The organism is Microbacterium sp. K27, from assembly GCF_004794435.1.
Taxonomy (GTDB): domain Bacteria; phylum Actinomycetota; class Actinomycetes; order Actinomycetales; family Microbacteriaceae; genus Microbacterium; species Microbacterium maritypicum_A.
In genome coordinates this window covers 139458-164743 of sequence record NZ_SSDK01000032.1, presented here as the reverse complement: position 1 = coordinate 164743, position 25286 = coordinate 139458, and the positions used below count along the sequence as shown (strand labels likewise).

Here is a 25286-nt window from a genome sequence, read left to right as displayed (position 1 = left end):
TGGAGCTCTCATGAACCGCGTCACCGTCGACGACCTGCTCTCCGTCCGCACGCCCGAGCAGCCCGCGCTGTCTCCGGACGGCACCCGCATCGCCTTCGTGCTGCGGACCACCGACCGCGACGGCGACCGCGACGCACGGGCGCTGTGGCAGGTTCCGGCCGCGGGCGGAACCCCCTCCGCGCTGACCTACGCGACGGCGGACTCGACGCCGGTATGGAGCCCGGACGGCTCGCAGCTGGCGTTCCTGCGCGCGCAGGACGGCCCCGCGCAGCTCTGGGTCCTCCCTGCAGGCGGCGGCGAGGCCCGCAGCCTGACCGCTCTCCCTCTCGGCGCCGGCGCCGCGGCCTGGAGTCCGGATGGTGCACGCATCGCCTTCACCGCCCCGGTCGACAGCGCGGCCCTCCCCGGAGAGGGCAAGGACACCATCCTGGCCCGTCGTTCGGCTCCCACCGGCACCGACCGTCTCGGCTACAAGGCGGATGGCGCCGGAACCCTCGGCACGCTCGTGCAGCAGCTGCACGTGCTCGACGTCGCCTCCGGGAAGATCACCGTGCTCACGCGTGGACGCTCGCACGCCTCCGAGCCCTTCTGGTCGCCGGACGGCACCCGCATCGCCTACTCCGCGAGCGTCGAGGACGATGCGGACCTGACGATGCGGATCCCCGTGCTCGTGTGCTCATCCACCGACCCGAACAGCCCCCCGGTGCAGGTCAGCGCCGCCGACGTGCAGGCGACGGCGGTGGGCTGGACCCCCGACGGTCGCCACGTGCTCGCGGCCGGACGCACCGACACCGAGGTCGGCAACGCGGACCTGCTGCTGTTCCCCGTCGACGGCGGAGACCCGCGGAACCTCACCGCCGGCCTCGACCGCAACGTGATGCCCGGTGGTCCGGGCTACCCCGGCGGCATGCCGCAGTTCACGGAGGACGGCGACATCGTGTTCTGCCTTCGCGACAACGGCTACTCGCACGTGTACCGGGTCGCGCAGGACGGCTCCGGTGCCGCGCCTCTCGTGAACGGCACCGCGAACGTCTCGGGGCTGTCGGTCGCAGGATCGTCCGCCGCGATCGTGCTCGCCACACCGGAGTCGTTCGGCGATGTCGCGCTCCTGGACCTCTCCGACGGCACGGCGCGCACCCTCACCGACTACGGCACTCCCGAGTTCGAGCTCGTGCCCGCGGAGGAGCGCCGATTCACGATCTCCGACGGTACGGTCGTCACCGGCTGGCTGCGCCGCGACCCCGACGCCGCTGGCCCGCTCCCGCTCCTGCTCGACATCCACGGCGGGCCGCACAACGCCTGGAACGGGGCAGCGGACATCGCCCACCCTTATCACCAGGTGCTCACGCGACGCGGCTGGGCGGTCCTGACCCTCAACCCCCGAGGAAGCGACGGCTACGGCGACGCGTTCTTCTCGGCGGTATCCGGCGGCTGGGGAGTCAACGACGCGAACGACTTCCTGGAGCCGATCGACGCTCTCGTGGCGGAAGGCGTCGCGGATCCGGCGCGCCTCGCCGTCACGGGCTACAGCTACGGCGGCTTCATGACGTGCTTCCTCACCTCGCGCGATGACCGCTTCGCCGCCGCTGTCGCCGGTGGCGTCGTCACCGACCTGTTCTCGATGGGCGGCACGTCGGACTTCGGCCACTACCTCTCCTCCAAGGAGAACGGCGGTCTGCCGTGGCGCGACGAGGAGCGCATCTCCGCGCAGTCGCCGTTCACGCGGGTCGATCAGGTGAAGACGCCGACGCTGATCCTGCACGGCGCAGCCGACGACCGCTGCCCGGTGGGTCAGGCGGAGCAGTGGTTCACGGCGCTGCGCGAGCGCGGGGTGCCGACCCGTCTCGTGCTCTACCCCGGTGGCTCGCACCTCTTCGTGCTCTCCGGGCCGCCGTCGCACCGCGCCGACTTCTCGCAGCGGGTGATCGATTGGGTGGAGCAGTACGCCCCGCCAGCGGGGAAGCCGGTGCGCGCACGACTCGACGCCCGGCATTGGCAGCAGCGACTGAGCGCCCTGGCCGAGGCGCACAAGGTTCCCGGGGCGACCCTCGGCATCCTCCGTCTCGGGGAAGAGCCCGTGTATGCGCACCACGGCATACTCAACGTGCGCACGGGGATCGAGACCACCGACGACTCGGTGTTCCAGATCGGCTCGATGAGCAAGGTGTGGACCACCTCGGTGGTGATGAAGCTCGTCGACGAGGGCAGGCTCGACCTCGACACCCCGATCGTGGAGTACGTCCCGGAGTTCGCCTCGTCGGATCCCGAGGTCACCCGCACCGTGACGATGCGTCACCTGCTCAACCACACGAGCGGGATCGACGGCGACGTGTTCACCGATACCGGCCGCGGAGACGACACCCTGGAGAAGTACGTCGCGCTGCTCGACGGCATCGCGCAGAACCACCCGCTCGGTGCCACGATGTCGTACTGCAACTCCGGATTCGTGCTGGCCGGTCGGGTGATCGAGAAGATCACGGGTGCCAGCTGGGACCAGGCGATGCGCGACCTGTTGATGACGCCCCTCGGTCTCACGCACTCCTGCACGCTCCCCGAAGAGGCCATCATGTTCCGTGCCGCCAGCGGCCACACCGAAGTGGGTGATGACGGACCGACCCTCGCCCCGGCGTGGATGCTCCCCCGCGCGATGGGACCCGCGGGACTGGTGAACTCCACGACCGCCGACGTGCTCGCGTTCGCGCGCATGCACCTCACGGGAGGACTCGCCGCCGACGGCACGCGGGTGCTGTCGGAGGAGAGCGTGCGACGGATGCAGCAGCGGGAGGTCGACATGCCCGATCCGTACTCGCTCGGAGACGCCTGGGGCGTGGGGTGGATCCTGTTCGACTGGGACGGGCGCCGACTCTACGGACACGACGGGAACACCATCGGCCAAGCCGCGTTCCTGCGCATCCTGCCAGACGAGCAGCTCGCGGTGACGATGCTCACCAACGGCGGCAACACGCATGACCTGTATGCCGAGCTGTTCGACGAGATCTTCTCTGAGCTCGCGGATGTGCACGTGCCGGCGGGCCTCACCCCTCCGGAGGAGCCGTTCGCCGACGACTTCTCCGAGTTCGAGGGCATCTACGACCGCTCCGGGGTCCGCACCGAGATCTTCCGCGGCGACGAAGGTCTCCGCATGCGCACCACGCTCAACGGCCCCCTCGCCGCCCTCCTCCCCGATCCGGTGCAGGAGCACCCGCTGGTCCCGGTGCGTCACGGCGAGTTCGTGATGCGACCGGAGGGCGAGCAGGGGTGGCATGCTGTGGTCTTCTACTCCCTGCCCACCGGCGAGCGCTACCTGCACCACGGCGTCCGCGCGGCGCCGAAGGTGTCGTGATGAGCGTGCAGGCGGACGTGGACCTCGACCGGGTCCTGGCCGACATCGAGACCCTCGTCTCCTGCGAGTCCCCCTCCGACGACCTCGACGCCGTCTCCCACAGCGCCGATGTCGTCGCATCCCTCGGCGAGCGGCTGCTGGGCGTGGCCCCCGAGCGCATCGTGATCGAAGGGCGCACGCATCTGCGGTGGCGGTTCGGCGAACCGGCGGTGCTGGTCCTCGGTCATCACGACACGGTCTGGCCGCTCGGCTCGCTGCGGAGACTTCCGTTCCGCCTCGACGACGGCGTGCTGCGGGGGCCGGGATGCTTCGACATGAAGACCGGCGTGGTGATGGCATTGCACGCCGTGGCGGCGCTGCCCGACCGCACCGGCGTCAGCATCCTGATCACGGGTGACGAGGAACTCGGTTCGCCGAGCTCACGCGCACTGATCGAGCAGGAGGCGCTCGGCTGTGCCGCGGCTTTCGTGCTGGAGGCCGCGGCCGAGGGCGGCGCCGTGAAGATCGCGCGCAAGGGCGTCTCGCTCTACCGGGTGCACGTCACCGGCCGGGCGGCTCACGCCGGGCTGGAACCGGAGCGCGGGGTGAACGCCGCCATCGAGGCCGCGCATCTGCTGCTCGCGATCGCCGATATCGGCGACCGCGCGGCGGGGACCAGTGTGACCCCTACGCTCGTGCGCGCCGGCAGCACCACGAACACGGTGCCGGCCGCGGCGGAGTTCGCGGTCGACGTACGGGTGCGCACAGTGGCGGAGCAGGACAGGGTGGATGCGGCGCTCCGCGACCTCCCTCCGACGATTCCGGGTGCGTCCGTCCGTATCGAGGGCGGTGCGAACCGACGTCCGCTGGAGCCGGAGTCGTCGGCGCACCTGTTCGCGCAGGCGGTCGCGATCGCCGCGCGCACCGGACTCACTCCGTTCCAGGGCGTCGCGGTCGGCGGGGCCTCGGACGGCAACTTCACCGCAGCGCTCGGCGTGCCGACGCTCGACGGCCTCGGTGCCGTCGGCGGTGGCGCGCACGCCGATGACGAGCACGTGGTGATCGCGATGATCCCCGAACGCACCCTGCTGCTGCAGGAGCTGATCGCCACCGTCCTGGCCGAGCGGGAGACACCGCTCGATCGGGATGCACGGGCCGGAGGAAGGGCATGAGCATGACGGATGCCGCCGCGTTCCGCGCTTCGCCGGAGGAGGCGGCCGATGCCGCGAGCGCCGCCGCCAGGAGAGCGGGAGTGGATATCCGCCTGCTTTCGGAGGTCGACGACTTCGCCCGGGTCGCCGAGCTGTTCCAGAGCATCTGGACGAAGCAGGGCGAGGCCTCTCCCGTCAACGTCGAGACCCTGCGGGCGCTGTCGAAGGCCGGCAGCTACGTGGGCGGTGCCTTCGAGCACGACGAGCTGGTGGGAGCGTGCTTCGGGTTCTTCGCCGCCCCCGGCCAGCGCGCCCTGCACAGCCACATCGCCGGTGTCTCTTCGCGCATGCGGGGCCGCAGCGTCGGCTTCGCCCTCAAGGTGCATCAGCGGGCATGGGCGCTCGACGAGGGGCTGGACGAGATCTCCTGGACGTTCGATCCGCTCATCAGCCGGAACGCGCATTTCAACCTCGTGAAGCTCGCGGCGAGCCCGACGTCGTATCACCGCAACTTCTACGGACACATGGCCGACGCCCTCAACGGCGCGGACGACACCGATCGGATGCTGGTGACCTGGTATGTGCGCGACCCCCGGGTCGTGGCCGCCTGCCACGGCGATCCCGCCGTCTCCGCCGACCGACCCGACGAGGGATTGACCGACGGATCCGCCGACGGATCCGCGCACGTCGAGCCCCTGCTCAGCGTGGGCGAGGATCTCGGGCCGCTCCGTCATCGCACCGACGCGCGCCTGGTGCGCGTGGCGTTGCCGCGCGACATCGAGACCCTGCGTCTGACCGAACCCGCCCGCGCGACCGCGTGGCGTCTGGCGCTGCGGGAGACGCTCGGATCATCGCTGGAGGGTGGAGGTCGCGTGCTCGCGTTCGACCGCTCCGGCGCCTACACCATCGACAGAGGAGAACAGGGATGAAGCTCACCGGATTCGAGCTGCGCGTGATCGAGATGCCCCTGGTGTCGCCGTTCCGGACGTCGTTCGGGGTGCAGACCGTGCGCGAGGCGCTGCTGGTCCGCGCGGTCACCGACGAGGCGGAGGGCTGGGGCGAGGGGGTCGCGATGAACGACCCGTTGTACTCCTCCGAGTACGTGGAGGCGAGCGTGGATGTGATCACGCGATTCCTGCTTCCGGCGCTCGCGCAGGTGAAGGATCTGGACGCGGGTGGCGTCGCGCCGGCGCTGGCGAAGTTCAAGGGGCACCGCATGTCGAAGGCCGCGGTCGAGCTGGCGATCCTCGATGCGCAGCTGCGCGCGGCCGGAGTGCCGCTCTCCCGCGAGCTCGGTGCCGTGCGCGACCGGGTCGACTGCGGTGTCTCGGTCGGCATCATGGACTCCATTCCCGAGTTGCTCGACGCCGTCGGCGGATACCTCGACGAGGGGTACGTGCGCATCAAGCTGAAGATCGAACCGGGATGGGACATCGACCCCGTGCGCGCGGTGCGGGAGCGCTTCGGCGACGACGTGCTGCTGCAGGTCGACGCGAACACCGCATACCACCGCGGCGACGCCCGGCATCTTGCCAAGCTCGACCCGTTCGACCTGCTCCTGATCGAACAGCCCCTCGACGAGGAGGATCTGCTCGGCCACGCGCAGCTCGCCCGGGCCATCACGACTCCGGTGTGCCTCGACGAGTCGATCGTGTCGGCCCGCGCGGCGGCGGATGCGATCGCCCTCGGCGCGTGCTCGATCGTGAACATCAAGCCCGGCCGCGTCGGCGGATACCTCGAAGCGCGTCGCATCCACGACGTGTGCGTGGCCAACGACATCCCGGTGTGGTGCGGCGGGATGCTCGAGACCGGGATCGGCCGTGCGGCGAACGTCGCTCTCGCGGCTCTGCCCGGCTTCACGCTCCCCGGCGACACCTCGGGTTCGGGCCGCTACTACTCCCGCGACATCACCGAGCCGTTCGTCGTCGAAGACGGCACACTCACGGTTCCGACGGGCCCGGGGATCGGTGTCACCCCGGACCAGGCTGCGCTGGACGCCGTGACGGTCCGCACCGAGTGGATCGCCGTCTGAGCACAGGATGACCGCCCGAGCCGGGCACGACGATCCTGTCGAGATCGACCAAGAGTCGATACGATTTCGTCGTGCCCCACAGCTCCGCGACCGGCGGTCTCCCCCTACCCTGGGCCCTGTGCTCATGTCCGTGACGACCAGGCCCCGCGCCAGCCTCGGCCGGGTCATCGAAGACCTCGGCAACACCCTGCTCGAGGTCGTGAGCGGTGCGGCCGACGACGACGCCGAGATCGAGACGGTCGTCATCCACGACGTCCTCGACGATGCCATGCCGATGCGCGGTGCCCTCGTCCTCGGCGTCGGGCTGAGCGACCCCGAGGAGATCGCCGCACTGCTGCAGACCCTCGCCGCCCAGCACGCCTCCGCCCTCGTGCTACGCGCCCCGGTGCGCGCCGAGCAGCCGGTGCGCGATGCGTCCGAGGCCACCGGCATCCCTGTCCTCGCCCTCACCCGCGGGGCGTCGTGGGCACAGTTGGCCGCGATGCTGCGCTCGCTCATCGCCGAGGGCGACGTCGGCGATCAGGGAGCCACCACGCTCGGCGGGATGCCTTCCGGCGATCTCTTCGCCCTCGCCAACGCGATCGCCACCCTGTTGAACGCACCGGTCACGATCGAGGACCGCAACTCCCGGGTCGTCGCGTTCTCGGGGCGCCAGCACGAAGCCGATCCGGCACGCATCGAGACGGTTCTCGGACGACAGGTCCCCGAGCGGTTCGCACGCCAGCTCGAAGAGCGCGGGGTCTTCCAGGAGCTGTATCGCAGCGAGGATCCGATCGACGTCGGCCCCGTGCTCAACACCGAGGGCCTTCCGTCCTTCCCCCGCGTGGCCCTGGCCGTGCGCGCGGGCGACGAGATCCTCGGATCGATCTGGGCCGCGGTGCAGGAGCCGCTCTCCCCCGACCGTGTGCGTGCGCTGAAGGACTCCGCCGGCTTGGTGGCCCTGCACATGCTGCGCCTGCGGGCCGGTGCCGATGTCGAGCGCCGGCTGCGCGCCGATCTGCTCGCCACCATCCTCGAAGGGGGTCCGGGGGCGGCGGACGCCACGGCGCGGCTGCGGCTGAACGACCACCGATGCGTGGTCCTCGCGCTGTCCGCGGCGGAAGAGGCCGACGACGAACCATCGGCCGGCGCCCGGGGTGTCGCGGAGAGACAGCACATCGCCGACGCCTTCGCCGTGCACCTGGGCGCGGTCTACCTCCGTTCCGCCGTCGCCGTGATCGGCGATGTCGTGTACGCCGTGGTCGGCACCCGCCCGGAGCAGGGCGATGCCGACTCCGGAGCCGAGCGCAGCGACGCGGACAACCGCGCTGCGCGTGTGGCCACCGACTTCCTCGGTCGGCTCGGAGCGACCAGCGAGATCCGCATCGGCGTCGGTACGGTGGCGGACGAGACCGCCGGTATCCCCTCATCCCGCGCGAACGCCGACCGCGCCCTCCGCGTGGTCCGACAGGCCCCGTCGCATGAACCGGTGGCACGCTTCACCGCTGTGCAGATGGAGGCACTGCTGGTCGAGCTCGGCGACCTCGTGCGTGCACGGGGTGACCAGCCCACCGGCCCCGTCGCCCAGCTCCTCGCCCAGGATCGGGAGAAGGGCACGCACCTGGTCGAGACGCTGCGGGCCTGGCTCGATGCCTTCGGCGATGTCGCGGTGGCCGCAGCCCGGGTCTACACGCACCCGAACACCTTCCGGTATCGGCTGCGCCGACTGTCGGAGATCAGCGGACTCGATCTGACCGATCCGGAAGCCCGGTTCTCGGCCATGGTGCAGCTGCGTCTGCTCGTTCCCCGCGACTGACGCCCCCCTCGCACCATCAGGGGACAGCGCCACCTCAGGGACAGCGCCTGCCCCGCCCCTCCCGGGGACGGGGCCGGCCGAGGCTCGTGGCCCGTCGCCGTCGACACCCGGCAGGGGCGGCTCGTGGCCTCTCCGTCGAGTGCGCGTGATGCCCGCTCGTGGCCGACATCCTGCTTATCTGACACTCATCTCAACACGTATAGGGCATTCAGACCATAGAGTGAGTTTCAATTGATCGATTCGATCAATCCACGCGACCCGAAGAAGGCGACGGTGATCGAAATGGCCAACCTCGACGAGACCGACCGACGGATCCTCACGGTGCTCGACACCGACCCACGGCGCCCGGTGGCCCTGATCGCCCAGGACCTCGGCCTCGCACGCGGCACCGTGCACGCACGTCTCGACCGTCTCGAGTCGGGTGGCTATCTGCGTGCGCACAGCTCGCGCATCCTCCCGCAGGCACTGGGCCGCGGCGTCGCCGCCTCGATCCTCGTCGAGCTCGACCAGCACAAGATCACCGCCGCGATCGAGGCGCTCAGCCGTGTTCCCGAGGTGCTGGAGTGCTTCGCGCCGGCCGGTGACACCGACCTGCTGCTGCGCGTCGTCGCCCGGGACCCGGACGACCTCTACCGCGTCGCCGAGGTGGTGCGGCTGTGCCCCGGCATCCTCCGCACCTCGACGAGCCTGTTCCTGCGCGAGGTCATCCCCTACCGGGTGAGCGCACTGCTGCAGGCGGAGTGAGCGTCTCGCCCGTCAGCCGATGATACGCGCGCCCGGAACGGGACCGTGCACGTGCAGGGGGTCGAGCCCTCCCTCCCGCAGCGAGGACTGCACGTCCTGTGCGGTCTCGGGATCGGGGCACAGCAGTGCCACGGTGGGTCCGGAACCGGAGACGATGCCCTGCAACGCGCCGGCAGCGACCCCCTGACGGATCGTGTCAGCGAGGTCGGGTCGCTCGTAGAGGGCCGCAGCCTGCAGATCGTTGAACAGCGTCTCGGCGAGCCTCACCGGGTCGCCCGACCGGAGCGCCTGCAGCACCGGGATCGGCACGTCGAGCGACAGCGGCGGATCGTCGGCGAGAGCCCCCTCCTCCTCGCGCAGCAGGTCGAGGCGCTCGTAGACCACGGGCGTCGAGAGCCCCTGCTCGCTGGGCACCAGGATCCAGTCGAAGCGTCCGCGCGCGAGTGCCGGGTTGAGCTGATCGCCGCGACCGGTGCCGACCGCCGTGCCGCCGTGCAGCGCGAAGGGCACATCCGCGCCGAGACGCGCGGCGAGGTCGTGCAGGCGCGTCTGCGACAGCCCGGTGCCCCACAGCGCATCGCAGGCGACCAGGGCGGCCGCAGCATCCGCAGATCCTCCCCCCATGCCCCCCGCGACGGGCACACTCTTGCGGATCTCCAGGGCGACTCCGCCGCGATGATCCACGGCCGCGGCGAGCAGCTTGGCCGCACGCATCGCGAGGTTGCGGTCGTCGAGAGGAACCGAGCCGATGTCTTCCACGCCCGAGACCGTGACCGAGAAGTCGTCGGCCGGGCGCGCGATCACGTCTTCGTAGAGGGAGACCGCCTGGAACACCGTCGCCAGCGCGTGGTAGCCGTCGTCATGCCGCCCGCCCACCCCGAGGAAGACGTTGATCTTCCCCGGGGCGCGCACGTGCACGGAATCGGTGAACGCGGCATGGCTCATGATCGGGTCACAGCTCCGAGGACTTCGCCCACAGGTTGACGTCGATGGCGCCGGCGAGCTCGTCGATGCGGGCGAGCTCCTCCGTCGTGAAGGCGGGTCCGTTCACCGCCGCGATGTTCTCGTCCAGCTGTTCGGGACGCGAAGCGCCGATCAGTGCGGAGGCAACGACGGGGGTGCGCAGCGTCCACTGCAGGGCGAGCTGCGCGAGCGACTGGCCGCGTCCCTGCGCGACCTCGTTGAGTGAACGCAGCGTCTGCACCGCGTCGTCGGTGAGCCGACCCTCCGGCAGCGAGCCGCGCTTCTGCGCGCGCTCGGCCGTACCGTCGCCGAGGTACTTGTCGGTGAGCAGCCCCTGCGCCAGCGGCGTGAAGGCGATCGCCCCCAGGCCTGACTGCTCGAGGGTGTCGGTCAGGCCGTCCTCGACCCAGCGGTTGAGGATCGAATACGCGGGCTGATGGATGACCAGCGGCGTGCCGAGGTCCTTCGCGACCGCGACGGCCTCGGCCGTGCGCTCGGCGCTGTAGGACGAGATCCCGACGTACAGGGCCTTGCCCTGACGCACGAGCGTGTCGAGCGCGCCGACCGTCTCGGCGATCGGGGTGACCGGGTCGACGCGGTGCGAGTAGAAGATGTCGACGTAGTCGAGACCCATGCGGGTCAAGGACTGCTCTGCACTGGCGAGGATGTACTTGCGGCTCGCGAAGTCGCCGTAGGGGCCGGGCCACATGTCCCACCCGGCCTTCGACGAGATGATCAGCTCGTCGCGGTACGGGCGGAGGTCTTCGGCGAAGATGCGCCCGAAGTTCTTCTCGGCCGAGCCGTAGGGCGGGCCGTAGTTGTTCGCCAGATCGAAGTGCGTGATGCCGCGGTCGAACGCGTGGCGCAGCAGTGCGCGCTGGTTGTCGAGCGGGATGTTGTCGCCGAAGTTCCACCACAGCCCGAGCGAGATCGGGGGCAGGTAGAGGCCGGACGTGCCGACCTGGCGGTAGGCGAACTGCTGGTAGCGGTTCTCGTCCGCCGCATACGGACGGTGCAGCTCGGGGACATCGGGGCGGAAGCGGGGGGAGTCGGTCACGGTGCCAGATTACTGGGTGGGAGCGACGTCGTCGGTGACGATCTCCGCAGCGGCGTCCGCCGCCGGGGCATGCTGCGCGATGCGCTGGTAGTCCTCGACCGTGAGGTCTTCTCCGCGTGCGGTCGGGGCGACGCCGGCGGCGATCAGCACCTCCGACGCCGCGGCCGAGCTGCCGAAGATCCCGGAGAGGGCCTGGCGGAGCATCTTGCGGCGCTGGTTGAACGCCGCGTCCACGATCTGGAACGTGCGGCGACGCTCCTCCTCGGTGCCGCGCTCGCCCTCGGAGCGGTCGAAGCCGACCAGCAGGCTGTCGACGTTCGGCACCGGCCAGAACACCTGGCGGGAGACGTTTCCGGACAGCTTCCACTCCCCGTACCAGGCGGCCTTGACGCTGGGCGAGCCGTAGATCTTCGAGCCGGGCTTCGCGGCCAGGCGCTCGGCGACCTCGGCCTGGACCATCACGACGCCGCGCTGGAGGTAGGCGAAGTTCTCGAGGAAGTGCAGCAGCACCGGCACCGAGACGTTGTAGGGCAGGTTGGCCACCAGCACGGTGGGCTCCCCCGGCAGCGCGGTGATGCGCAGCGCATCCGCATCGACGACCGTGAGCCGATCGGCCTCGACGCCGTGCTCGGCCGCGGTCTGCGCGAGGCGGGCGGCCAGTCGGTGATCGATCTCGACGGCTGTGACGGAGGCGCCGGTCTCGAGGATCGCGAGCGTCAGGGAGCCGAGCCCCGGTCCGACCTCGACCACACGCTCGTGCGGCTGCACGCGGGCCGCCTGCACGATCTTGCGGACGGTGTTCGCATCGGTGACGAAGTTCTGGCCGAGCTTCTTCGTCGGGGTGACGTCGAGCTCGGCGGCGAGGCGGCGGATCTCGGTGGCGCCGAGCAGGGTGACGGTCATCCCCCCATTCTCCCCCACTCCTTCGATGTCCCCCGCCGTCAGTAGTCTTCTCTGGTGCCTTCTCTCGGTGAACTCGTCGCGCCCCGCCGCATGGGCCGAGACTTCCGCTGGCTGCTCGCGTCGTCGTGGACGAGCAACGTCGGCGACGGCGTCGCGCTCGCGGCCGCTCCGCTGCTCATCGCGTCGATGACCTCGTCGCCGATCCTGGTGGCGGCCGGCGCGATCCTGCAGTTCCTCCCCTGGCTGCTCTTCGGCCTGCACGCCGGCGCGATCGCCGACCGCTTCGACCGTCGTCGCCTGGTCATGTTCGCCAACGCCGCCAGAGCCCTCGTACTCGCAGCTCTCTGCGTGTTCCTCCTCACCGGGATCGCGAACATCTGGATCGTGCTCGCGGTCGCGTTCCTCTACGGCACCGCCGAGGTCTTCGTCGACACGGCGGGAAGCACGCTGCTGCCCATGCTCGTGAAACCCGCAGACCTCGGCGTCGGCAACGCGCGCCTGCAGGCCGGATACCTGGTCGCGAACCAGTTCGCCGGTCCCCCGCTGGGAGCATTCCTGTTCGCGGCCGGCACGGCGTGGCCCTTCCTGCTCGAGGTCGTGTGCGTGAGCTTCGCCGTGGTGCTCATCTCGCGCATGGCGAAGACGCCCGTCCCGCCCCGGGAGACCGACACCCACCCGCCCGTGCACACCGACATCGCCGAAGGCCTGCGGTGGCTGTGGCGCAACCCGCCGGTGCGGATGCTGGTGCTCATCATCCTGGTCTTCAACATCACCTGGGCGGCACCCTGGGGCGTCCTCGTGCTGTACGCCACCGAGCACCTGCACATGGGCGCGGTCGGCTACGGTGCCCTCACGACCGCGTCCGCGGCGGGTGGCATCCTCGCGACCCTCAGCTTCGGGTGGCTGGAGCGGCATGTCTCCTTCGCGACGCTGATGCGCGTCGTGCTCTCGCTCGAGGTGCTCATGCACCTGTCTTTCGCACTCACCACCACCGGGTGGGTCGCCCTGGTCATCATGTTCTTCTTCGGCGCCTACGCGTTCGTGTGGGGCACGATCTCCACGACCGTCCGACAGCGACTGGTCCCCGCCGAGCTCCAGGGACGGGTGGCGTCGGTGAACATGGTCGGAGTGTTCGGCGGCATGGTCGTCGGGCAGGCGCTCGGCGGCGTGATCGCCCAGGTGTGGGGGCTCACCGCACCGTGGTGGTTCGCGTTCGTCGGCGCAGCCCTCACCCTGCTGCTGGTGTGGAAGCCCATCTCGCAGATCGTGTCGGCGAAGCCCATCGCCGACACCGCGCCCGACGACGCGGAACCCGCGAGTCGGTCGGCGAACGAGCCTCAGGAGTCGAAGGAGCCGTAGACCCGCAGCGTGTTCTCGGCGAGCTGGGCGCACAGCTCATCCACGTCGAGACCGAGCTCTGCGGCCATGAAGCGCACCGTGATCGGCACCAGGTAGGGCGCGTTCGGGCGTCCGCGCAGCGGCACCGGGGTGAGGAACGGCGCATCCGTCTCGACCAGGAGGCGATCGAGCGGGGTGACCTTCAACGCATCGCGCAGATTCTGGGCGTTCTTGAACGTGACGTTGCCGGCGAACGACAGGTGGTACCCGGCGTCGGCGCAGATGCGCGCCATCGCGTCGTCGCCCGAGAAGCAGTGGAACACCGTGCGCTCCGGGGCACCGAGGCGGGCGAGCGTCTCCAGCACCGCGTCGTGTGCGTCGCGGTCGTGGATCTGCATCGCGATGCCGTGCTTCTTCGCGAGCGCGATGTGCGCCTCGAACGACTCGAACTGCGGCGCCCGCCGTTCGGGCTCCGTGCGGAAGAAGTCCAGCCCCGTCTCGCCGATCGCCCGGGTGCGCGGGTGCGCGGCGAGCTCGTCGATCACCGCGATCGCCTCATCCAGACGCCCCTCCTCTGCGTACGTCGGCGCATCGTTCGGGTGGATCGCGACGGCGGCCAGCACACGAGGGTCGGATGCCGCGGCCTCGACCGCCCACCGCGACGACTCGATGTCGCCCGAAGCCTGCACGACCCCGGCGATGCCCACGGCCGCCGCCCGGTCGAGCTGCTCGCTCAGCGAGAGCGGATCGTCTCCGTCGAGGATCTCGAGGTGCGCATGGTTGTCGTACACCGGAACCGTCAGCGGTTCGGGGGCGGACGGATACTTCAGATCCTTGCGTCCGTCCCCCGAACGCTCACGCACGTAGGTCTCGGCCATCTCTTCGCGCTCTGTGTTCCGGGCCGCGGGCTCAGCCCGCTGACTCCACCCGCGGGAACAGCGGCGAGAGGCCGTTGACACTGGTGCCGGGGCGCAGCACGCCCCAGGCGCCCGCCTCGCGGATCGGCTGGTCCTGCAGGCGGCCCAGGGTCTCGGCGGCGCCGAGGGCGACCCAGAGCTTCTCGGTCGATTCCGGCATCACCGGCGACAGCAGCACCGCGAGCGCGCGCAGCCCCTCGGCGCAGGTGTACAGCACGGTGCCGAGGCGTGCGCGCTGGTCCTCGTCTCCGCTGTTCGCCTGCTTGGCCAGCGCCCAGGGCTCGTTCGCGGTGATGTATCCGTTCAGCGCGTCGACGATCGTCCAGATCGCCGAGATCGCCTCGTCGATGCGGAACTGCGCGATGGACGCATCCGCATTCGTCGCCGCATCCGCCACGATCTTCTGGATCGCGAGGTCCTTCTCGGTGTACTCGGCCGCGGGCGGCACGACGCCCTCGAAGTACTTCTCGATCATCGCGGTGGTGCGCGAGGCGAGGTTGCCGAAGCCGTTCGCGAGCTCGGCCTGGTAGCGTGCCGACAGGTCTTCCCACGAGAAGGATCCGTCCTGGCCGAACGCGATCGCCGAGAGGAAGTAGAAGCGGTACGCGTCGGAACCGAAGACGTCGGTGATCTCGGTCGGCGCGATACCGGTGAGCTTCGACTTCGACATCTTCTCGCCGCCGACGAGCAGCCAGCCGTGCGCGAACACGCCCTTGGGCACGTCGAGGCCGGCCGCCATCAGCAGCGCGGGCCAGATCACGGCGTGGAAGCGCAGGATGTCCTTGCCGACCACGTGGTAGGCGGGCCAGCGGCGTGCGAAGGTCTCCTCATCGGAGCCGTAGCCGACGGCCGTGGCGTAGTTCAGCAGCGCGTCGACCCACACGTAGATGACATGCGATTCGTCCCAGGGCAGCGGGATGCCCCAGTCGAAGGTCGAGCGCGAGATCGACAGGTCCTTCAGACCCTGGCTCACGAAGGAGACGACCTCGTTGCGCGCGGAGTCGGGGCGCACGAAATCGGGCTGGGTCTTGTAGAGCTCGAGCAGGCGGTCCTGGAACTCGCTGAGCTTGAAGAAGTAGTTCTTCTCCTGCAGCAGTTCGAGAGGCTTGGAGTGGATCGCGCAGACCTTGAGTCCCTCGAAAGGACCGGTGCCGTCGACGATCTCCGACTCGGGCTTGAACTCCTCGCAGCCCACACAGTAGAGCGCCTCGTACTCGCCCGCGTAGATGTACCCGCGGTCGTACAGGCGCTGGAAGAACGTCTGCACGTTCGTCTCGTGCCGCTCCTGCGTCGTGCGGATGAAATCGTCGTTGGCGACGTCGAGCGTCTTCAGCAGGGGGAACCAGCTCTCGCTGACGAGCTTGTCGACCCACTCCTGCGGCGTGACGTTGTTGGCGGCCGCGGCGCGCAGCATCTTCTGACCGTGCTCGTCGGTGCCCGTGAGCATCCAGGTGTCATCCCCCGCCTGGCGGTGCCACCGTGCGAGCGTGTCGACGGCCACCGTCGTGTACCCGTGACCGATGTGAGGCACGTCGGACGGGTAGTAGATGGGCGTGGTGATGTAGAAGGATTCGCCTGCGGGCATGGAGCAATTCTAGGTGCGATGCCGCGGGTAGTTACGCGCTCAGCCGACGGAGACGTCGATGCGGTGCCATCCCTGCGCGCCGTCGGGTGCCGGGGCAGCCGGATCCGAGGTCTGCGTCTCGCCGTCAGCGCTCAGCGCCCGGCATTCGATGGTGTGCGCACCGCTCTCGGCGGTCCAGTCGAGACTCCACTGCACCCAGGTGTCGGCGGAGATCGCGGTCGCGAGCTCGGCGGCGCGCCACGGGCCGTCGTCGATGCGCACCTCCACCCCGGCGATGCCGACGTGCTGCTGCCAGGCCATCCCGGCGATCACCGCGGCCCCCGCCGGGACCGACTGCCCACGGCGCGGGACGTCGATGCGGGACTGCAGCTTGATGGGCCCGCGATCCGACCACCCTCGCGTCGTCCAGTAGGCCGTGGCACGGTCGAACCGCGTCACCTCCAGCTGTGTGACCCACTTCGTGGCCGACACATAGCCGTAGAGACCCGGCACCACCACCCGCACCGGGAATCCGTGCTCGATCGGCAGCGGCTCTCCGTTCATGCCGATCGCGAGCAGAGCGTCGCGGTCATCCGTGAGCGCCTCGATCGGGGTCGATGCCGTGAAGCCGTCGGCCGAGGTCGAGAGCACCATGTCGGCGTCGGGATCCACACCCGCGCGCGCGAGCAGCTCCCGCACCGGAAGACCCAGCCAGCGGGCGTTGCCGATCAGCGACCCTCCGACCTCGTTCGACACGCAGGCGAGCGTCACGTCGGACTCCTGCATAGGCATGGCCAGCAGCTCGTCCCAGGTGATCTCGATCTCGCGGTCGACCATCCCGTGGATGCGCAGCGACCAGTCGGCCGGGTCGACCTGCGGCACGATGAGCGCGGTGTCGATTCGGTAGAACTCCGCGTTCGGCGTCACGACGGGAGCCAGACCGCGGATCCCCAGCTCCGCGCCGGCAGGAACCGCGGCTGCTGCGCGTGCCGCGGTCGGCAGCCGCAGGGCCTCGCGGACGGCTTCGATCGAACGGCTCGCGCCGCGCGCGACGTTCCCGACGATGAGAGCCACGGCGCCGGCCGCGGCGACCCCGGCGGTCCACAGCAGGAACCGTCTCCGGTCCTCGCCGTCGGGCTGCAGGCCCGCGACCGGTCGCAGTCGCGCCACGAGGAGACGCAGAGTGATCACCGCCACGAGCCCGGCGATGAGACCGGGGAGCCAGGCGAAGGGTCCCGCGCCGGGTCGGATCATCGCCGCGACGACGGCGAGAACGCCGAGGGCTCCCAGGATCACCGCCCCAAGACCGGATCGTCTGCGCTCCAGGATCCCGGCGACGGCGGCGACGACGACGAGCACGACGGCGATCCCCGTGATCAGGGCCGCCTTGTCCCCGGTGCCGAACAGCGCGATGGCGGTGTCCTTCGCCCAGCTCGGTGCGAGATCGATGAGCCCGCTCCCGATCACGGCGAACGGGCTCGCGCTCGGCTCCACCACCGCGGCGACGAGCTCCGCCAGGCCGACGGCGAGGAACGACGCGCTCAGGCCGGCGGCGGCTGCCCGGAGGGTGTCCCGCCGCGTCTCTTCCCCCCGCGTCGCGTGCATCGCGTTCGTCATGACCCGAGGGTAACCCCGCCGCGGATGCCGGGGGCGCATCCGCGGCGGGGTCGGCGGCGCCTCTCAGAGGCCGTTGCGGCGCGCGACCTCTCCGAGCCAGGCGAGCGACGGCTTCGGCGAGCGCTCGAACGTCTCGTGGTCGAAGCCGATCAGGCCGAACGTGGGCCGGAAGCCGCTGGCCCATTCGTAGTTGTCGAGGGCGCTCCAGTGCTGGTAGGCGCGCACGTCGATGCCGTCGGAGATGGCGCGGTGCAGTCCTTCGAGCGCACCCTGCGTGTAGGCGATGCGCCGCGTGTCGTCAGCGGTCGCGATGCCGTTCTCGGTCACGAGCACGGGCACTCCCCCGCTGCGCTCCCAGGCGCTGCGCACTCCCATCTCGAGCGCCTCGGGGAAGAACTCCCAGCCGGTCAGCGTGGTCTCCACATCGTCCGCCACCGGGCGCGGGCCCTCGGGACCGATGAAGGTGCGGGTGTAGGCCTGCACGCCGACGAAGTCGTCGCCGGCCGACTGGTCGAGGTACCAGTGGTCGCGGGGGTCGCCGTACGCGGCGAGCATCTCGTCGGCTCCCGGCTCTCCCGTGGAGTGGAACGCCTGCGTGGCGATGGTCCATCCGGCCTTGACACCGGGCACCGAGTGCAGGATCTCCGATGCGCGGTGGTGCGCCTCGAGCAGCGTGTCGGCGACGGCGAGATCGGGGTTCGGGAGGCCGTAGGCGACGAGGTTCGCCGCGTCCTCTCCCCCGGCCAGCATCGCCGCGATGTTCGGCTCGTTGATCGTGCACACGTAGTCGATGCCGTCGAGGATCGGCAGCACGGTCTCGACGTAGCGGGCAAACAGATCCACCGCGTCGTCGGCACGCCAGAAGCCGTCCTTCTGGAACCACTGCGGCACCGTGAAGTGCATGAGCGTGACCGTGGGGTCGAGCCCGTTCTCGCGGGCGGTGTCGATCATGCGACGGTAGTGGTCGAGCATCGCCCGGGAGACGAAGCCGCGCTCGGGCTCGATCCGCGCCCACTCCACCGAGAACCGGTAGGAGTTCAGCCCGGCGGCGGCGAGCAGCCGCATGTCCTCCGGGTAGCGGTGGAAGTGGTCGGCGGCGTCACCGGAGGGCTCCACCATGGGCGAGCCGGGCGCGTGTTCCATCGCCCACCAGTTGCTCGTGGTGTTGTTGCCCTCCACCTGGTGGGCCGCTGTCGCGGCACCCCACAGGAAGCCGTCGGGGAATGCGAGCACGAGTGCTCTCCTCTCTCTTGTGTTGAAGTCGTGACGGTCAGCGCAGGCGCGCGGGATTGGGCACCGCGTCCAGCAGCTGGATCGTGTACGGATCCTCCGGATGCTGCAGCACCTCCGAGGTCTCACCGCGCTCGACCACCCGGCCGCCGTTGAGCACCAGGATGTTCTGGGTCACCAGGCGCGCGCTCAGCAGGTCGTGCGTGATGTAGAGCATGCTGATGCCCCACCTCTCGCGCAGGTCCTCCAGCAGCGCCAGCACCCCGGCACGCAGCGAGACGTCGAGCATCGAGACGGGTTCATCGGCGATCAGCACCTGCGGGTCGCTCGCGAGCGCCCTGGCGATCACGACGCGCTGCCGCTGCCCGCCGGAGAGCTGGTGCGGCAGCTTGGCGGCGAACTGCTCGACGGGCGTGAGGCCCACCGTCTCGAGCAGCTCGAGCACTCGCGCCCTCGCCTCGGGCCCCCGCAACGTCGTGTAGTTCATGACCGGACGGGTGAGGGCGTACTCGACCGTGTGCAGCGGGTTGAGCGCCGCATACGGATCCTGGAACACCATCTGCACGTCCTTGCGCAGGTCGCGCAGTCCACGGCGTTTGAGCGTCGCGACGTCGACATCGCCGAAGTGCACCGTGCCGGAGGTCGGCTTCTCGACGCCCGTCAACATCTTGGCGATGGTCGACTTGCCCGAGCCCGAGGCGCCCACGAGTGCCAGGGCCTCCCCCGGTTCGAGCCGGAACGACACGTCGTCGACCGCGGTCACGGCGTCCTGCCCACGTCGAGGGGCCGGGTAGTGCTTCGAGACGCCCTCCACCACGATCGCCGCATCCGCACGACGGGTGTCGCGCGACGACACGGTCGGGAGCGTCTCGGTGACGTCGGTCCGCGCACGTCCTTCACGACGGCGGGTACCGGCGTCGAGGAAGCCGGGGATCTCGATCTTCTCCGCGCGGGGGTCCGCGTAGTGGCTGAGGAGCATCCGTGTGTACTCGTCCTGCGGCCGCTCGAGGACGTCGATGCTCCTGGCGTCTTCGACGATGTGCCCTTCGTGCATCACCATCACCCGGTCCGTCGCCTCCAGCACGATGCCGAGGTCGTGACTGATGAGGATGGCGGTGAAGTGCTCGGCCCGCTGCAGCTCCTTGATCGTGTCCATCACCGCGTGCTGCACGAGCACGTCGAGCGCCGTGGTGGGCTCGTCGAACACCATCAGCTGTGGTTCGAGAGACAGCGCGAGCGCGATCGAGGCACGCTGGCGCATACCGCCGGAGAGCTCACCCGGGTAACGGGCGAGCACCGACGCGTCGAGGCCGACCTTGCCGATGAGCTCACGGGCACGCGCATCGCGGGCGTCCTTGGGCACGTGTCCGTGCGCCGCGAAGATGTCGCGGAAGTGGTTGCCGATCGTGCGCACGGGGTTGAGGGCGTTCATGCCCGACTGCAGCACCATGGCGAATCCGCCCTGACGCTGACGACGCAGCTCCTCGGCATCCAGCTCGCGGATGTCGCGCCCGCCGAAGAGGATGCGCCCCGCGCTGATGCGCGCCGGGGGCTTCTGCAGTCGCGTGAGGGCGAAGCCGAGGGTCGACTTGCCCGACCCCGACTCGCCGACCAGACCGACGAACTCGCCGCGGCGGAGCGAGAACGACACGTTCTCGACCGCGGTGACGGGCTTCGTGCCCGGCGAGGCGTATTCGACGGACAGCCCCTGCACCTCGAGCAGGATGTCGTTCTCCGTGGTGGTGGTCGCGGGTGCCATGGCGGTCATCGACCCTTCCCCTCTCGCAGGCGCGGATTGGAGATGCCGTCCACGCCGAAGTTGATCAGTGTCAGGCTCAACGCCAGCAGTGCGATGCACAGACCGGGGGCGAACAGCAGCAGCCACTGTCCGGTGAGCAGGGAGTTGGAGTTCTGCGCCCAGTAGAGCATGGTGCCCCAGCTGACGATGCTGGAGTCGCCGAGGCCGAGGAACTCCAGGCCTGCCTCCGCCAGGATCGCGGCCGTCGCCGCCCCGAAGAGCGTGCCGGCGATGATCGACGTCATGTTGGGCAGGATCTCGCGGAAGATGATGCGCGTCCTGCTGTCACCCGAGAACTGCGCCGAGGTGACGAAGTCGTTGCCGCGCAGCGACTGCGTCTGGCTGCGGAGCACACGGGCGCCCCAGGCCCAGCCGGTCACCACGATGACCGCGATGATCATCAGGATGCCGCCGTTCTGCAGGTACGCGGCGATCACGATCATGAGCGGGAGTCCGGGGATCACCAGGAAGAGGTTGACGATGAAGCCGACCACCTCGCCGGCGAAACCGCGCATGTAGCCCCAGCTGAGACCGATGAGCACCGCCACGATGGTCGACAGGATGCCGGCGGCGAAGCCGACGAGCAGGCTGACCTGTGCGCCGTAGATGAGCTGGCTGAGCACGTCCTCCCCCGCGGCCGTCGTGCCGAGCCAGTGCGCCCACGACGCATCGGCGTTGCGCTCGAAGGTGTTGTCCTTCGCGCCGTAGGGGGCGAGGACGGGGGCGAACACCGCCACGAGCACGAAGAAGGCGAGGATGCACAACCCGAGCCGTGCCTTGCCATTGCTCCAGAGGGTGGCGACCATGCGTCCGAAGGCGCGCCATGGGCTGGGCGCGGCGATGCGCTCGGCGGGGATCTTGACGTTCATGGTGGAAGTCATCGGCGGGTCCTTGGGTCGAGTACCCCGTACAGGATGTCAACGAGGAAGTTGGCGATGAGCACGCTCACGGTGATCATCAGGAAGAGCGCCTGCATGAGCGGGTAGTCCTGCCCGATCACGGCGTTGAAGAGCAGATAGCCGATGCCCGGATACCCGAACACCTGTTCCACCAGGATCGATCCGCCGACCACACCGCCGAGCGTGAGCCCGAAGCCGGTGAGGTTCGGCAGGATCGCGTTGCGCGCGGCGTAGCGGAGGGCGATCGTGCGGCCGTGCAGCCCGTTCGCCTCGCCGAACGTGATGTAGTCCTCGCCGAGCGTGTTGATCATGGCGTTGCGCATGCCGATGATCCAGCCGCCCAGGGAGGTGAGCAGGATCGTCAGGGCCGGCAGGAACGCGTGGCTGAGCAGGTCTCCGAGGAACTCCCAGGTGAACCCGGGTGTCGTGGTCGCCGAATAGGCGCCGGTGGTCGGGAACCAGTGCAGCACGTAGCCGAAGAAGAACAGCAGCAGCAGCGCGGTCCAGAAGTACGGGAACGTGCTGAGGAACGAACCGGTCAGCGTCGGGAGCGTGTCGAGCCAGGTGCCGCGACGCCAGGCGGCAGCGACGCCGATCAGCGTGCCGATCACGAACGCGAGGATCGTGACGATGCCGACGAGCCCGATCGTGTACGGCAGCGCCGTGGACACCATGCTCGACACCGACTGCGGATAGAACGTGTACGAGACGCCGAAGTCGAGCCGGACGACCTGGCCGAGATAGGCGATGTACTGGTCCCACAGCGATCCGGTCGGAACCCCCAGCTGCGCCTCGATGGCGGCGCGCGTGGCGTCCGACACCGGCCCGTTCTGGGACAGCTTGGCGATGGCGGCATCCGCCGGGGAACCGGGCATCATGCGCGGGAGGAAGAAGTTCAGGGTGACCGCGGCCCACAGGGTGAGCACGAACAGGCCGAACTTCTGGAGCACGTACTTCACTTGTCGTCCTCCTTCACGCGCTCGAGCCGGGTGAAGATGCCCAGCGGCGCGGAGTCGTAGTTCTGCGGGATCATGTACGGGTCTTCCTCACTCGGCCAGCCGGTGAACTTGGCGTCGCTGAACAGTCCCCAGATGCCGCCGTAGTAGAGGCCGATCACGGGCATCTCGTCGTAGACGACGCCCTGCAGCTCCTTCACGATCTCGGCCTGGCGGGCGGAGTCGACGGTCTCGCGATATTCGGCGAGCAGTGCGTCGACCTTGTCCGACTTGTAGCGCTCGAAGTTGTTCGCGGTCGGCTTTCCCGACGGCACGTAGAACTCGCTGGAGAGCAGGTTGTTGTAGGCCTGGTACACGTCGCCGTTGCCCATGCCGCCGATCGCCATCTCGAAGTCGCCGTTGCTGATCGCGCTCTGATATCCCGCGGGCTGCGGAAGCTTGAGCGTGACCTTCACGCCGACGTCGGCGAGCTGGCTGCGCACGGTCTGCGCCGCCCTGGTCCAGTCGGAATACCCGTTCGCCGTGGTCAGCGCGAACTCGAGCTGCTCGCCGTTCGCGTCGACGAGACGGTCGCCGTCGAGGGTGTAGCCCGCGTCGGCGAAGGCGGCGAGAGCGGCATCCTCGTCCTGCGTGATCATGCCCTGATCGGGGATGCTCGGATCCAGGTACTGCTCCTGGTTCGGAAGGATGAGACCCGTCTGACCCGCCGGCTTCATGTATCCCTCGGAGGCGGTCTCGGCGATCTCCTCACGATCGAGGGAGAGTGCGATGCCGCGTCGCACGTTCACGTCGTCGAAGGGCGCAACCTCGAGGTTCGGCATCAACGCGATCACGCCGCCGGGCGGGAACCACCACGCGTTGTGCTCGCTCGCCGCGCCCCAGGTGCCCTCGACGTCGGAGATGAAGGAGTAGGCCCAGTCATAACCGCGGGTGACGGTGTCGAGCTGCGAGTTCGTGGCGGGGAGGATGATGTGCTCGATCTCGATCGAGTCGGCCTGCCAGTAGTCGGGGTTCTTGTCCATCGAGTACTGCTGGTCGTTGTAGTTGCCGAGCACGAACGGCCCGGTTCCGACCGGATCCTCGTTGCGATACGTGCCGGGGTCCTTCACATCGGACCAGAGGTGCTCGGGCACGATCATGGTCTGACCGAGGATCGCCAGCGATGGCGCGTCCTCGGTCTTGAGGTGCAGGATCACGTCGCTGCCCTCGGCCTCGACGCTGTCGAGGTGCTGCCATGCGCCCTTGATGTCGAGCGACGGGTTGTCCTTGAGCAGCTGGAACGTGAAGGCCACGTCCTCGGGCGTCAGGTCTTCGCCGTCGCTCCACTTCACGTCGTCGCGGATCGTCATGACGATCGTGCGCGCGTCGGGCTGACTCCATTCGGAGGCGAGCCACGGGTTCTGCGTGCCGTCGAGCGGATTGATCAGGATCAGCGGCTCGTAGATCCACCGCGACGCGGTGCGCGTGTTGGTGAGGTACGGGTTGAAGTTCTTCGTGAAGAACGGATTGCCCTTGTCGGCATTGATCAGCATCGTGTCGGCGCCGATCGACGGATCGGGTTGGGATGTGATCTGGATGCTGCAGCCGCTGAGGGCGACCGCCACGGCCGCGAGGCCCACGATCGTCGCTCGGCGCCAGCGCTGCATCATGCGCCGTCCCGGTGTTCTGCCACCTGACATCTGCCACCTCATGTCGTCTCTGTCATGAAGGGCGCCCCTGCCGGACCACCGGAACTTCGGAACACCCGCACGGCCTGCGCCGTCTCAGGGCGGTGTGCACCGCCTCAGTGATTGTAAGCGCATACATTTTGCGATCGCAACCCCTTGACACGGGCGCGCCGACCATGGCCGCGCCGTTCAGACGGGGCGCTGAGAGCTCTCGCGCAGCAGGATCTGGAGGGGCAGCCGGGCGACCACCGGGTCGGCTTCCGCGTTCTCCAGCCGCCGGGCGAGCACCTGAACGGCCGCCCGGCCGAGGTCGATCATCGGCTGACGGATCGTGGTCAGCGGAGGCTGCGACAGCGCGGCGGCCTCGATCCCGTCGAAGCCCGTCACCAGCACGTCGTCCGGCACGCGGATACCGGCGCCTCGGAGCACGTCGAGCGCTCCGAGCGCCATCTGATCGTTCGCGGCGATCAGCGCGGCCGGCACCCCCGCGGCGAGAAGCTCCTCGGCCGCGCGGCGCCCCGATGCGCGGGTGAAGTCGCCGCGCAGCACGGTCACGTCGTCGAGCCCACCACCGGCAGCCGTCACGGCGGCCGCGAACCCCTCCCAGCGCTGCAGGCCGTCCGGCGAATCCGCCGGTCCCGCGAGGAAGGCGAGCCGCCCCTCCCCCACCTGCGCCAGCACGTGCCGGGTCAGCTCACCCATCGCCTCGGCGTTGCTCACCGTCACGTGGTCGTAGTGATCGCCCCGGGGCGGGCCCGAGAGCACCACGACGGGGATGCGCCGCGCCAGCCGCGCCAGCACGTCGTCCGGCACGCTGCGCGCGAGGACCATGAGTCCGTCGACCCGTCCGGCCATGTCCCGCACGGTGGAGCGGTCGGGGTCGTCGCGTCCGACGCCGACCATGAGCACGAACCCCTGCTTCCAGGCCTCCAGCTCGGCACCGCGAAGCACCTCGTCCAGGAACAGCATCGAGGAGTGACCGCCGTCCGCATCCGCCTCCTCGCGCACGATGGTGAACGGCGGCGCGTCGGAGCGGGCGGCGGAGAGGGCGTCGAGCGGCGGGGCGTCCTCCGCGGCGTCGAATCCGGGGAAGTACAGCCCGAGCACGCCGGTGCGGCGCTCAGCGAGCCCGCGGGCGCTGCCGCTGGGGACGTACCCCAGCGCCGAGACGGCATCGAGCACGCGCTCGCGCGTGACCGGACGCACCGCGTCCGGCGAGCGCAGCACGCGCGAGACGGTGGCGATCGAGACGCCGGCCCGGTCGGCCACGTCGTACACGGTCGCCGCTTTGCTCACGACCGCACCCTCTGTCCTGTCATCCTGCCCAGGGTAC

Annotated in this window: 19 protein-coding genes; 7 read left to right on the top strand and 12 right to left on the bottom strand. The window is 69.6% G+C overall.

Translation table 11 applies throughout. From position 1 onward, the window contains the following. The first annotated feature begins 10 nt into the window (after nucleotides 1–10). From DW307_RS05230 to DW307_RS05205, 6 genes are all read left to right on the top strand, one after another. Entirely contained in the window at nucleotides 11–3343 is a 3333-nt protein-coding gene (locus DW307_RS05230) for a serine hydrolase (protein ID WP_136024210.1), read from the top strand. Next, nucleotides 3343–4494 carry a M20 family metallopeptidase gene (locus DW307_RS05225; protein ID WP_136024209.1) on the top strand — a complete coding sequence of 384 codons (1152 nt, stop codon included), beginning with the start codon at nucleotides 3343–3345 and terminating at the stop codon, nucleotides 4492–4494. Before DW307_RS05230 ends, DW307_RS05225 begins: the two co-directional genes overlap by 1 nt. Next, nucleotides 4491–5402, top strand: coding sequence for a GNAT family N-acetyltransferase (locus DW307_RS05220; RefSeq protein WP_205810386.1), 912 nt, complete (start codon nucleotides 4491–4493; stop codon nucleotides 5400–5402). Before DW307_RS05225 ends, DW307_RS05220 begins: the two co-directional genes overlap by 4 nt. Then, nucleotides 5399–6505 (top strand): o-succinylbenzoate synthase, encoded by a 1107-nt coding sequence (gene menC, locus DW307_RS05215; RefSeq protein ID WP_021199895.1) that lies wholly within the window; start codon nucleotides 5399–5401, stop codon nucleotides 6503–6505. The genes DW307_RS05220 and menC overlap by 4 nt, the downstream gene beginning before the upstream one ends. Before the next feature lie 124 nt (nucleotides 6506–6629). Further along, complete coding sequence (locus DW307_RS05210) at nucleotides 6630–8300, top strand: helix-turn-helix domain-containing protein (protein ID WP_168440987.1); 1671 nt, start codon at nucleotides 6630–6632, stop codon at nucleotides 8298–8300. Between the two features lie 282 nt (nucleotides 8301–8582). Next, complete coding sequence (locus DW307_RS05205) at nucleotides 8583–9044, top strand: Lrp/AsnC family transcriptional regulator (RefSeq protein WP_029267058.1); 462 nt, start codon at nucleotides 8583–8585, stop codon at nucleotides 9042–9044. 12 nt (nucleotides 9045–9056) lie between these two features. On the opposite strand, the gene DW307_RS05200 is transcribed toward DW307_RS05205, so the two are convergent. Genes DW307_RS05200 through rsmA form a run of 3 tightly spaced genes read right to left on the bottom strand, consistent with a single transcriptional unit; the run spans nucleotide 9057 to nucleotide 11967 of the window. Then, on the bottom strand, nucleotides 9057–9989 hold the full coding sequence (locus DW307_RS05200) for a 4-(cytidine 5'-diphospho)-2-C-methyl-D-erythritol kinase (RefSeq protein ID WP_021199898.1): 933 nt from the start codon (nucleotides 9987–9989) through the stop codon (nucleotides 9057–9059). A gap of 7 nt (nucleotides 9990–9996) precedes the next feature. Next, nucleotides 9997–11064, bottom strand: coding sequence for an L-glyceraldehyde 3-phosphate reductase (mgrA, locus tag DW307_RS05195; RefSeq protein WP_021199899.1), 1068 nt, complete (start codon nucleotides 11062–11064; stop codon nucleotides 9997–9999). 9 nt (nucleotides 11065–11073) lie between these two features. Beyond that, entirely contained in the window at nucleotides 11074–11967 is an 894-nt protein-coding gene (rsmA, locus tag DW307_RS05190) for a 16S rRNA (adenine(1518)-N(6)/adenine(1519)-N(6))-dimethyltransferase RsmA (RefSeq protein WP_021199900.1), read from the bottom strand. A 90-nt stretch (nucleotides 11968–12057) separates the two neighbouring features. On the opposite strand from rsmA, the gene DW307_RS05185 reads away from it, so the two are divergent. Continuing rightward, the gene (locus DW307_RS05185) at nucleotides 12058–13326 is read left to right on the top strand and encodes an MFS transporter (RefSeq protein WP_136024226.1); all 1269 of its coding nucleotides are present in this window, start codon (nucleotides 12058–12060) and stop codon (nucleotides 13324–13326) included. On the opposite strand, the gene DW307_RS05180 is transcribed toward DW307_RS05185, so the two are convergent. The 9 genes from DW307_RS05180 to DW307_RS05140 form a co-directional block, all read right to left on the bottom strand. After that, a complete protein-coding gene (locus DW307_RS05180; RefSeq protein WP_136024208.1) occupies nucleotides 13305–14183 on the bottom strand; it encodes a TatD family hydrolase in 879 nt (292 codons plus the stop codon). The two genes, DW307_RS05185 and DW307_RS05180, sit on opposite strands and share 22 nt — an antisense overlap. Nucleotides 14184–14214: 31 nt before the next feature. Then, nucleotides 14215–15807: a methionine--tRNA ligase gene (gene metG, locus DW307_RS05175; protein WP_136024207.1), complete on the bottom strand. Its 1593-nt coding sequence runs from the start codon at nucleotides 15805–15807 to the stop codon at nucleotides 14215–14217. 39 nt (nucleotides 15808–15846) lie between these two features. Then, complete coding sequence (locus tag DW307_RS05170) at nucleotides 15847–17403, bottom strand: molybdopterin-dependent oxidoreductase (protein ID WP_446723828.1); 1557 nt, start codon at nucleotides 17401–17403, stop codon at nucleotides 15847–15849. A 63-nt stretch (nucleotides 17404–17466) separates the two neighbouring features. Then, nucleotides 17467–18636, bottom strand: coding sequence for a glycoside hydrolase family 1 protein (locus DW307_RS05165; RefSeq protein WP_021199905.1), 1170 nt, complete (start codon nucleotides 18634–18636; stop codon nucleotides 17467–17469). 37 nt (nucleotides 18637–18673) lie between these two features. Next, complete coding sequence (locus DW307_RS05160) at nucleotides 18674–20401, bottom strand: ABC transporter ATP-binding protein (RefSeq protein WP_136024206.1); 1728 nt, start codon at nucleotides 20399–20401, stop codon at nucleotides 18674–18676. Then, nucleotides 20398–21312, bottom strand: a complete 915-nt coding sequence (locus tag DW307_RS05155) for an ABC transporter permease (protein ID WP_021199907.1) — start codon at nucleotides 21310–21312, stop codon at nucleotides 20398–20400. Before DW307_RS05155 ends, DW307_RS05160 begins: the two co-directional genes overlap by 4 nt. Then, complete coding sequence (locus tag DW307_RS05150; RefSeq protein ID WP_021199908.1) at nucleotides 21309–22289, bottom strand: ABC transporter permease; 981 nt, start codon at nucleotides 22287–22289, stop codon at nucleotides 21309–21311. Before DW307_RS05150 ends, DW307_RS05155 begins: the two co-directional genes overlap by 4 nt. Then, complete coding sequence (locus tag DW307_RS05145) at nucleotides 22286–23935, bottom strand: ABC transporter substrate-binding protein (RefSeq protein ID WP_136024205.1); 1650 nt, start codon at nucleotides 23933–23935, stop codon at nucleotides 22286–22288. Before DW307_RS05145 ends, DW307_RS05150 begins: the two co-directional genes overlap by 4 nt. Before the next feature lie 207 nt (nucleotides 23936–24142). Continuing rightward, nucleotides 24143–25249: a LacI family DNA-binding transcriptional regulator gene (locus tag DW307_RS05140; RefSeq protein ID WP_136024204.1), complete on the bottom strand. Its 1107-nt coding sequence runs from the start codon at nucleotides 25247–25249 to the stop codon at nucleotides 24143–24145. Nucleotides 25250–25286: the final 37 nt, after the last annotated feature.